Origin of the sequence: Streptococcus sp. 3613 (genome assembly GCF_013277375.1) — a bacterium.
GTDB lineage: Bacteria > Bacillota > Bacilli > Lactobacillales > Streptococcaceae > Streptococcus > Streptococcus pseudopneumoniae.
Genome location: NZ_VMMV01000140.1, coordinates 1 through 2122, shown reverse-complemented (window position 1 = coordinate 2122; position 2122 = coordinate 1). Strand labels below are relative to the sequence as shown.

The 2122-nt window shown below is 38.0% G+C and carries 1 protein-coding gene, 3 tRNA genes and 1 pseudogene; 3 read left to right on the top strand and 2 right to left on the bottom strand.

The features are described from left to right. Positions 1 to 35 precede the first annotated feature (35 nt). The 3 genes from HT708_RS11480 to HT708_RS11470 all read left to right on the top strand — a co-directional run bounded on the left by HT708_RS11480 (position 36) and on the right by HT708_RS11470 (position 309). A tRNA-Gly gene (locus tag HT708_RS11480) sits at positions 36 to 106 on the top strand. Between the two features lie 35 nt (positions 107 to 141). Further along, positions 142 to 215: transfer RNA gene (locus tag HT708_RS11475), tRNA-Ile, on the top strand. A 6-nt stretch (positions 216 to 221) separates the two neighbouring features. Next, a tRNA-Ser gene (locus HT708_RS11470) sits at positions 222 to 309 on the top strand. Positions 310 to 536: 227 nt separating this feature from the next. Here the strand turns inward: HT708_RS11470 and birA are convergent. Beyond that, on the bottom strand, positions 537 to 1472 hold the full coding sequence (gene birA, locus HT708_RS11465; protein ID WP_000844510.1) for a bifunctional biotin--[acetyl-CoA-carboxylase] ligase/biotin operon repressor BirA: 936 nt from the start codon (positions 1470 to 1472) through the stop codon (positions 537 to 539). Next, positions 1469 to 2106 (bottom strand): annotated as a pseudogene (locus HT708_RS11460) (AraC family transcriptional regulator); the annotation flags it as partial. The gene birA and the pseudogene HT708_RS11460, both read right to left, overlap by 4 nt. Between the last annotated feature and the right edge of the window lie 16 nt (positions 2107 to 2122).

Here is a 2122-nt window from a genome sequence, read left to right as displayed (position 1 = left end):
ATTCCGTCTCGCGCCATTTTATTGATAGTATTTATGCGGGTGTAGTTTAGTGGTAAAACTACAGCCTTCCAAGCTGTTGTCGCGAGTTCGATTCTCGTCACCCGCTTTGAACTTTGTTCAAATTACCAAGTTTTTTAACTTGGGCGCGTAGCTCAGGTGGTTAGAGCGCACGCCTGATAAGCGTGAGGTCGGTGGTTCGAGTCCACTCGTGCCCATTAATTGGAGAATTACTCAAGAGGCTGAAGAGGACGGTTTGCTAAATCGTTAGGTCGGGTAACTGGCGCAAGGGTTCGAATCCCTTATTCTCCGTTTTAATGAGAGTTTGTAACTCTCTTTTTCATTTGGCTCTTTGTCAACTGTAGTGGGTTGAAGTCAGCTAAGCTCGAGAAAGGACAAATTTCGTCCTTTCTTTTTTGATGTTCAGAGCGATAAAAATCCGTTTTTTGAAGTTTTCAGGCTCTTTGTCAACTGTAGTGGGTTGAAGAAAAGCTAAAATCTTTATATATTGTCGATTTTATGGTTGTTCTAATTTATTATTACTTCCAACTCTTGAGAGAAATTTCTCCGCTATTGAGCCAGATTTCTTTTCCGTTATCACATTGCACCAAAAGTTTTCCACTTTCAGAGATGTCTTTAGCAAGTCCCTTGTAGTCTTTTTGATCTAGTGTGAAAGTAACTTCTTTTCCAAGAACGAATGACTGTTTTTTGTATAGGTATAATAGCTCTTCTGCTGGTGTTTCGAAGAAAGTACGCCAGATTTCTATGATCAATTCATTCCTTGTTATAGGAGCTGTAGCTTTAAATAAGCTGGCAGCTTTTTCTTTTAATTCCTGAGGGAAGTCTTTAATAGTGAAATTGATACCTACTCCAATAATGATATCTGTGACTAAGCCAGTTTCTACAGAGGTCATTGCTTCAGTGAGAATTCCTCCAATTTTATGATTGTTTAGGTAGATATCATTGACCCATTTTATGTCGACATCTATTAAAGTTAGGTTCTTAATGGCTTTGTAGACAGCTCCAGCTACAAGTAGTGTGTAGGACGGTAATTTGTCATAGGGAAGATTTGGTTTAAGATGGAGGGTCATATAAATGCCACCTTGAGGAGAGTAGAAGGAGCGTTGAAAACGGCCACGCCCTGCTATTTGATAGGAAGCTAGATAGAGGGTGTTTGCTTCATAGCCTAAATCAATTGCTTCTTTTGCATCTAGTTGTGTTGATTTTGTTTCGGGTTTAAAACTGATTTTAATTGGAAGATTTTCTTCTAGAATCTCTGGAAGAATAAGGTCACCATTCATCAGTTTATATCCTCTATTTTTGATACTATCAATTTCAATCCCTTCTTGTTCTAGTCGCTTGATAGCTTTCCAAATTGATGTTCGGCTTAGGGATAGTTTTTCTGCGATTTTTTCTCCGCTGATATAGTCGGTTTCTTTAGATAGGATTTGGTAGACAGCTTGGTAGGATTTCATAATGTTGCCTTTCTCACTAGTTGGTATTGAGAGTATTCTTTTCTTGTATGACTTGGAGTCTGATTAAAGTATTGTTTATAAGCTTTCGAAAAATGTAGTGGATCTGAAAAACCTACCGAGTATGCAATTACCTTGATGGATTCTTGGGTATTTTCGAGAAGTTGTTTAGCTCGGTGCATTCGAACGTAGAGTAGGTATTCTTTGGGTGATAAGGTATTAAATTCTTTGAATACGCTTGATAAGTAGCTTCTGTGAACGGATAGTTCTTTTGTTAAATCTTGAATTGTAAGTGATTGAGGATAGTGGCTATCAATTAATCGTTTGCATTCAAGATAGAGTTGGTAGGTTGATGAAATATTCTTTTTTCTGATTGGGAGCAATAGTTCCCAGATGAAACATCAGTTCATGGAGTTGTCCCATGATATGGAGTTGAGCTAATTCATTGGATTTTGTAATCTGAGCGAAGCGAACAATGTCTGAGATGAGTTTTGCAGTAGTCTGGGTATGACAAGTTTCAGATTGGATGAGATAGGATTGATCAGAAATTTGAGAAAGGGCAAAAAAAATCAGGAGCTTTCCCTCCAGTGATTCCTAACCAGTAGTAGGCCCAAGGTTCTTTACTATCTGCTTGATATAGTCATTTAGTTTTA

Coding starts and splice junctions, on each gene's coding strand:
- birA (WP_000844510.1), bottom strand. CDS start 1,472: ATGAAATCCTACCAAGCTGTCTACCAAATCCTATCTAAAGAAACCGAC.